This is a genomic window from Hymenobacter rubidus (assembly GCF_016734815.1).
GTDB classification, from domain to species: domain Bacteria; phylum Bacteroidota; class Bacteroidia; order Cytophagales; family Hymenobacteraceae; genus Hymenobacter; species Hymenobacter rubidus.
In genome coordinates this window covers 1-7,266 of sequence record NZ_JAERQF010000064.1, presented here as the reverse complement: position 1 = coordinate 7,266, position 7,266 = coordinate 1, and the positions used below count along the sequence as shown (strand labels likewise).

The following is a 7,266-nucleotide window of genomic DNA, read 5'->3' as shown; positions in this document are numbered from 1 at the left end:
CGCCTATTCTGCCGTGATAAGGTCCTTCGCTGCGCTCAGGATGACAGACGTGTAGGCAAATCAGACTTTCTAAACAGCTTCGTGGAATAAACAAACCCTAGAATCCCGGCAATTACCAAGCCGAGCAGAATTAGTGCACAAACTTCATATCCTACAATTGTGAAGTAGTGAGGGTCTTTCGCTGAATATAGAACATCGACCGTCTTTCCAACTTTAAAACGTGAGCCTGCGTCCTCTGTACCGTAGAAGCTCTTTGCAATAATTTCTGTGCCTTGGTTCGTCGTGAAAGCCACTATTGGGGTAAAAGTTTCGGCCCCTTCGTGTGATTCATTGCGTATCACTTCAACAACTGTAGCTGTAGTGCGGATACCGCGGATGTGCAGGTAAACCAATCGATAAGCAAACCAAGCAAAAAGGGCGAGCAGAGCGACGGCTAGCAGATGTGGCATGGGCGCAATTTAGATAGGGGTGAAGCCATGACATTGCGCTGCTTGCTTCAAGCAGGGCTGCTAACAATTCGGTAACAAAGCTTTTGGAATGCCGCCGGAGCCGAACCGTACCTTTGCGGCGGCAATAGTGCTCTGTGTTTTCCCGCAAAAAACAACCTTTTATGTCGTCTCGCCCCATTCGCGCCGCCCTGCTTTCCGTGTACCACAAAGACCGTCTGGCACCCCTGGTGCAGGTGCTGCGGCAGCACGGCATCACGCTGTATTCGACCGGCGGCACCCAGAAGTTTCTGGAAGAAGAAGGTGCCGAAGTAACTGCCGTGGAAGACCTTACCGGTTTTCCGGAAGTGTTCGGTGGCCGGGTGAAAACGTTGCATCCCAAGGTATTCGGCGGCATCCTGCACCGTCGGCACGACGTGGCCGACCTAGCCGAAGCGGAGTTTCACGCCATCCCGCCCATCGATTTGGTGGTGGTCGACCTCTATCCCTTCGAAGAAACCGTGGCCAGCGGCGCCGAAGAGCAGGACGTTATCGAAAAAATTGACATCGGCGGTATTTCGCTGCTGCGTGCTGCCGCCAAAAACTACCGCGACGTGTTGGTTGTCAGCAGCCGCGACCAGTACGCCGCCGTGACGGAACTGCTGACCGCCAAGAATGGCGGCACCGACATGGAAGACCGCCGCCAATACGCCGCCGCCGCCTTCGCCACCACTTCGCACTACGACACCGAAATCGCGAAATACTTCGCTCCAGACGCTTCGCTTAATAAAGAATTAGGAATGAATAATGAAGAATTGGAAACGCCTGAGAATTCCTCATTCCTCATTCCTCATTCCTCATTAAGCGCAGCGCCCATCCCGCTGCGCTACGGCGAAAACCCCCACCAGGCCGGCACGTTCTACGGCGACCTCACGGCGCTGTTCGACCAGCTGCACGGCAAGCAGCTCAGCTACAACAACCTGGTGGACGTGGATGCCGCCGTGGCCCTCATGGCCGAATTCACCGACGGTGAGCCCGCCTGCGCCATCCTTAAGCACACCAACGCCTGCGGCGTGGCGCAGGCCGCCACCCTGCGCGACGCCTACGTGAACGCCCTGAGCTGCGACCCGACTTCCGCTTTCGGTGGGGTCATCATCGTGAATAAGGAAGTGGACGCGGCCACCGCCGCCGAACTGAATCAGTTGTTTTTCGAAGTTCTGATTGCACCTGGTTTCGCTGCTGATGCGCTGCCGGTGCTGCAAAGCAAGAAAAATCGGATTCTGCTGCTGCAAAAGCCGGTGGAGTTTCCCAAAAAGCAAATCAAAACCCTGCTCAACGGCATCATCGAGCAGGACGCCGACCGGCAGACCGAAACGGCCGCCGATTTCCGCACCGTTACCCAGTCGGCCCCCACAGCGGAGGAAACGGAAGCCCTTGTTTTCGCCGCGAAAATCTGCAAGCATACCAAGAGCAACACCATTGTGCTGGCCCGCGCCGGCCAGCTGCTGGCTTCCGGTGTCGGCCAAACCAGCCGCGTCGATGCCCTGCACCAGGCAATTGAGAAGGCCCGCGCCTTCGGCTTCGACCTGCATGGCTGTGTGATGGCCTCCGACGCCTTCTTCCCCTTCCCCGACTGCGTGGAAATTGCCGGCGCGGCCGGCATTCGCGCCGTGGTGCAGCCCGGCGGCTCCATTAAGGACGCCGACAGCATTAAAGCCTGCGACGAGCTGGGCATGGCTATGGTGCTAACGGGCGTGCGCCACTTCAAGCACTAGAAGCGGCTCTGGCCTGATTATCAGAACGTCATGCTGAGCGCAGCCGAAGCCTCTCGCGTGCAATAGTAATTCAATTGTTCAACGATATTGATTGCTACTGTACGCGAGAGGCTTCGGCTGCGCTCAGCATGACGTTTTGGATTTATTGCCGCTACACTCGCCACGACAGCCGCGAACGGCCCGCATATTATAACCGTACCCCGCGCAAACCTTCCGTACCTTTGCGCATTATTCTGCCCGGCCCTATAACCGGGCTCCGCCTTATTGCAGCTAACTCAATGGGTTTCTTTAATTTCCTGACCAGCGACATTGCTATCGACCTGGGTACGGCCAATACGCTCATCATTCACAACGATAAAATCGTGGTGGATGAGCCGAGCATCATCGCCAAAGACCGCACCACCAATAAGGTCATCGCCGTGGGCCGCCAGGCCCAGCAGATGCACGAAAAAACACACGATAATATCCGTACCATCCGTCCGCTGAAGGACGGGGTAATTGCCGATTTCCACGCCGCCGAGGAAATGATTAAGGGCATGATTAAGATGATTGACACGCGGACACGGCTGTTTCAGCCCTCGCACCGCATGGTCATCTGCATCCCCTCGGGCATCACCGAAGTAGAAAAACGCGCCGTGCGTGACTCCGCCGAGCACGCCGGCGCTAAGGAAGTCTGGATGATTCAGGAACCCATGGCCGCCGCCATCGGCATCGGCATCGACGTGGAGCAGCCCGTGGGCTCGATGATTATCGACATCGGAGGTGGCACGACTGAAATTGCTGTTATCGCCCTCTCGGGCATCGTGTGCGACCAGTCCATCAAAACGGCTGGCGACGTGTTCAACCAGGACATTCTCGACTACATGCGCCGCCAGCACAACCTGCTCATCGGCGAGCGCTCGGCCGAGCGCATCAAGATTGAAGTAGGCGCGGCCCTCACCGAACTCGACGTGCCGCCGCCCGACCACGAGGTGCGCGGACGTGACCTGATGACGGGCATTCCGAAGGTTATCAAAGTAACCTTCTCGGAAATTGCCATTGCCCTCGATAAATCGGTGGCTAAAATTGAAGAAGCCGTATTGAAAGCCCTCGAAATTTCGCCGCCCGAGCTGTCGGCTGATATTTATGAAAACGGCATTCACCTCACTGGCGGTGGCGCGCTGCTGCGCGGCCTCGACAAGCGTCTGGCGGCCAAAACCAAGCTGCCCATTCACATTGCCGAAGACCCGCTGCGCGCCGTGGTGCGCGGTACGGGCAAGGCCATCAAGGATATCCAAGCCTTTAAAGGCGTGCTGCTGACGTAATTTTAAGGCAAAAACCTCAGAGCGTCATGCTGAGCGTAGTCGAAGCATCTCTACCGCGCTGCTTGTCCTGTTGAGCGCAGCGAAACATCTTATCAGGTTAGAACGAACAGTTCGATGGTGAAAAGATGCTTCCTTCGTCAGCATGACAAGCGGCGCGGTAGAGATGCTTCGACTACGCTCAGCATGACGTTCTTTTACTAGCCGTTCAGTTACCAATTTACCCACGTGCGGAATTTATTTCTTTTCCTATTTCGCTTCCGCGGGGCGCTGGTATTTAGCTTGTTGGAAATATTCAGCCTGTATTTATTCGTTACCAACAACTCGTATCAGCGGGCCGCTTTTTTCAACTCGGCCAATCAATACGCCGGGGTGGTGCTGACGCGTCGCACCCAGATTACGGATTACTTCCACCTGGCTGAGCTGAACCAACAGCTGGCAGCGGAGAATGCCAGCCTGCGCCAGCAGCTATACCCACCCGATTCCGTACACCGCGAGGCCGATTCGGTGGCCGTGCCGCCGGCCCGCACCGATTCGTTACGGCGCGTGCGCTACCAGCGGCCCGCCGCCCGGCCCGATACCCTGCTGCTGGGATTGCAGCACTTGGCGGCACGCGACCCGAGTTATCCACTTATTCCGGCCCGGATTATCAACAATATGCTGCATAATGTGGATAACTACCTCACCCTGAACGTGGGTAGCGCCGATGGCGTGCATCCTGGGCTGGGGGTGGTGGCGGCCAGCGGGGTGGTGGGCCGCGTGAAAGTGGTGAGCGAGCACTACGCCACGGTCACCAGCCTGCTCCATTCCAAAACCACCATTGCCTCGAAAATCAAGCGCGACGGCACGTTTGGGACCATCAAGTGGCAGGGCGATGACCCGACCCACGCCCTGCTCGACAACGTACTGCGCGAAACCAAGCTGGTGAGAGGCGACACGGTGGTGACGTCAGGCTACAACGCGGTGTTTCCGGAAGGTATTTTCATTGGCACCATCGACTCGTTTGTGAAGGAGCCCGACAAGAATTTCTGGACCATTCGGGTGAAGCTGGGAATCAATTTTGCCAACCTGACCTACGTGTACGTGGTGACGAGCCGGCCCAAAGTGGAACGCGACACGCTGGAAGTGCACGCCGGTATGCAGCCGAAAGGAGGGACGCGCCCATGAGCGGACTGCGGTTTTTGCTTATTCAGGCCGTGCGCTTTGCCGTGTACGCGGCCGTGCACATCATGCTCATCAGCCGGCTGGTGCTGTTCGATTTGGGCTGGTGCTTTTTCTACCTGGGGTTTCTGCTGTTTCTGCCGCTCGATACGCCCATTGTGGGCCAATTGCTGCTGTCGTTTGGCATGGGCCTGACGATGGATATTTTTTACGACACCGGTGGGCTGCACGCCGCGGCAGCGGTGCTGCTGGGCTTTTTGCGGCCGTGGGTACTGCGCCTGCTCACCCCGCGCGACGGCTACGACTCGGGCGACACCGTGAACGTGCACCAGATGGGCTGGCAGTGGTTCAGCGTGTACCTCACGCTGCTGGTGCTGCTGCACCACGCCGCGTTTTTCCTGCTGGAGCTGGGCAGCTTCCGCCATTTTGGCCTCACGCTGGGTAAAATGTTGGTGAGCGCACTCTTTACCGGTCTTGCGTTGTTGATAGTGCAGCTGCTGTTTTTTCCGGTGCGCCGGGGACGTAATTAGTGCGAAAATAACTGTCATCCTGAGCGCAGCGAAGGACCTTATCACGAATAAACTATTTGCATTAACATCGACTGGCGCAAACATGGTAAGGTCCTTCGCTGCGCTCAGGATGACAGGAAAGAAGTATTGAAAACTACATTATGCAATACCTCGAAGGCCGTAAGTACGTTGTCCAGGGCATCTTCCTGGTGGTGGCGCTCATCTTCCTGACGCGCCTGTTTTTTATGCAGGTGCTGGACGGAACCTACAAGCTAGCGGCGGACAAAAACACCCTGCAGCGCTTGGTGCAGATTCCGTACCGGGGGCTGATTTATGACCGCAAAAACCAGCCGCTGGTGCGCAACACGCCGGTGTACGACCTGATGGTGGTGCCGCGCGAAGTGAAGCAGCTCGACTCGGCTCGCTTCTGCGAGTTGCTGCAAATTCCGCAGGAAGAGTTGCGGGCCAGCTTGTTGGCGGCCAAAAAGTATTCCCGCAACAAGCCGTCGCCCATCGTCCAAAACCTGACTACTCCTGATTTGGCGGCTATTCAGGATAACCTGATGGACTTTCCGGGCTTCCGCATTCAGGCGCGCATGGCGCGGGCTTACAACACCAAAAACCTGGCTCACGCTCTCGGGTACGTGGGCGCCATTACGCCGGCCTTCCTGGAAAAGCCGAAATACGCCAAGTACACGCCCGGCGAAAACATCGGCATCTCGGGGTTGGAGTCGTACTACGAAACCACGCTGATGGGCCGGCGCGGCGTGCAGTACAAAATGGTGAACGTGCGCGGCATCGAGAAAGGCAAGTTTCGGGACGGGGAGTTCGATACCCTGTCGGTGGCCGGCCAGGATTTGCATTTGACCATTGACTCGGAATTGCAGGCCTACGGTGAGAAGCTGCTGGCGGGCCGGCGCGGCTCCATTGTGGCCATCGAGCCCAAGACGGGCGAAATCCTGGCCTTCGTATCGGCCCCGCATTTCGACCCGGCGCTGCTGACGGGTAAGGGCGCGGGCAACCGCTACATGGCCCTGCTCAACAACCCCGACCTGCCGCTATTCAACCGCCCCTTGCAGGCCTCGTACTCGCCCGGCTCGGTGTTTAAGCTGGTGAATGAGCTGGTGGCCTTGCAGTTGGGTGTGGTGACGCCCAGCACGGGCTTCGAGTGCAACCAGAAGCTGGTGCGCTGCACCCACCGCCACGAGCCGCCGCGCAACGTCAATATTGCCATTAAGCAAAGCTGCAACCCCTATTTTTACCAAGTAATGCGGGCGGCGGTGTTGCGGGGGCAGGCTCCCAATAAGTACGACGATACCCGCATTGGCCTGGCGCAGTGGCAAAAAATGGTGAAATCCTTCGGGCTGGGCGAAAAGCTGGGCGTGGACATGAGCCAGGAAAAGCGCGGCCTCATCCCGTCGACGGAGTTCTACGACAAGAAGTTTTTTGACAAAAAGCGCAACCGCCAGCAGCGCTGGAGCTACCGCAACGTGTATTCGCTCAGCATCGGGCAGGGCGAGGTGCAGGTGACGGGCTTGCAGATGGCCAACATTCTGGCAACCATTGCCAACCGGGGCTGGTACTACACGCCGCATTTTGTGCGCGGCATCGGCAATGGCGGCCCGCTCCCGCAGTTCCAGCAGAAGCACTTCACGGCCGTAGATACCGCGTTGTTCAAGTACCTCATCCCCGGCATGCAGCAGGTGGTGGACGGCAACGGCGGCACGGGCGAACTGGCTTCGCTGGCGCAGTTCGGCATCTCAGTGGCAGGCAAAACCGGCACTGTGCAAAACCCGCACGGCTTCGACCACGCCACTTTCGCCGCCTTCGCCCCGGCCAACGACCCCAAAATTGCCATTGCCGTGTTCATCGAAAACAGCGGTTTCGGGGGCACCAGCGCCGCCCCGGCCGCTGGGCTGATGATTGAGAAGTATCTGCGCGGCCACGTAGCCGGCTACCGCAAGCGCTGGGAAGATTGGGTGATGTATGGCGACTTCACGAAGAAGCTACACTCGATGTAAACCTTTCGCGAAGTGAAAAACGAAAGTAGTTGGTTAATCTTGCCGCATGAATGTTTCTCTCACCGACACGGAGC

General features: G+C 57.7%; 6 protein-coding genes. 5 read left to right on the top strand and 1 reads right to left on the bottom strand.

What is annotated here, in order from left to right; translation table 11 throughout:
- Positions 1-35: 35 nt before the first annotated feature.
- A complete protein-coding gene (locus tag JKL48_RS22600) occupies positions 36-449 on the bottom strand; it encodes a DUF3592 domain-containing protein (RefSeq protein ID WP_201987642.1) in 414 nt (137 codons plus the stop codon).
- A 161-nt stretch (positions 450-610) separates the two neighbouring features.
- On the opposite strand from JKL48_RS22600, the gene purH reads away from it, so the two are divergent.
- The 5 genes from purH (at position 611) to mrdA (ending at position 7,192) form a co-directional block, all read left to right on the top strand.
- Positions 611-2,200, top strand: coding sequence for a bifunctional phosphoribosylaminoimidazolecarboxamide formyltransferase/IMP cyclohydrolase (gene purH, locus JKL48_RS22595; protein WP_201987640.1), 1,590 nt, complete (start codon positions 611-613; stop codon positions 2,198-2,200).
- Positions 2,201-2,478: 278 nt separating this feature from the next.
- The gene (locus JKL48_RS22590; protein ID WP_046244199.1) at positions 2,479-3,504 is read left to right on the top strand and encodes a rod shape-determining protein; all 1,026 of its coding nucleotides are present in this window, start codon (positions 2,479-2,481) and stop codon (positions 3,502-3,504) included.
- Between the two features lie 225 nt (positions 3,505-3,729).
- A complete protein-coding gene (gene mreC, locus JKL48_RS22585) occupies positions 3,730-4,668 on the top strand; it encodes a rod shape-determining protein MreC (RefSeq protein ID WP_201987638.1) in 939 nt (312 codons plus the stop codon).
- Between the two features lie 29 nt (positions 4,669-4,697).
- Entirely contained in the window at positions 4,698-5,192 is a 495-nt protein-coding gene (locus tag JKL48_RS22580; RefSeq protein ID WP_317191986.1) for a hypothetical protein, read from the top strand.
- 140 nt (positions 5,193-5,332) lie between these two features.
- A complete protein-coding gene (gene mrdA, locus JKL48_RS22575) occupies positions 5,333-7,192 on the top strand; it encodes a penicillin-binding protein 2 (RefSeq protein WP_201987634.1) in 1,860 nt (619 codons plus the stop codon).
- Positions 7,193-7,266: the final 74 nt, after the last annotated feature.

What these genes read in the sequence shown, in the direction of transcription:
- JKL48_RS22600 (WP_201987642.1), bottom strand. Translation starts at nt 449, where the DNA reads ATGCCACATCTGCTAGCCGTCGCTCTGCTCGCCCTTTTTGCTTGGTTT.
- purH (WP_201987640.1), top strand. Translation starts at nt 611, where the DNA reads ATGTCGTCTCGCCCCATTCGCGCCGCCCTGCTTTCCGTGTACCACAAA.
- JKL48_RS22590 (WP_046244199.1), top strand. Translation starts at nt 2,479, where the DNA reads ATGGGTTTCTTTAATTTCCTGACCAGCGACATTGCTATCGACCTGGGT.
- mrdA (WP_201987634.1), top strand. Translation starts at nt 5,333, where the DNA reads ATGCAATACCTCGAAGGCCGTAAGTACGTTGTCCAGGGCATCTTCCTG.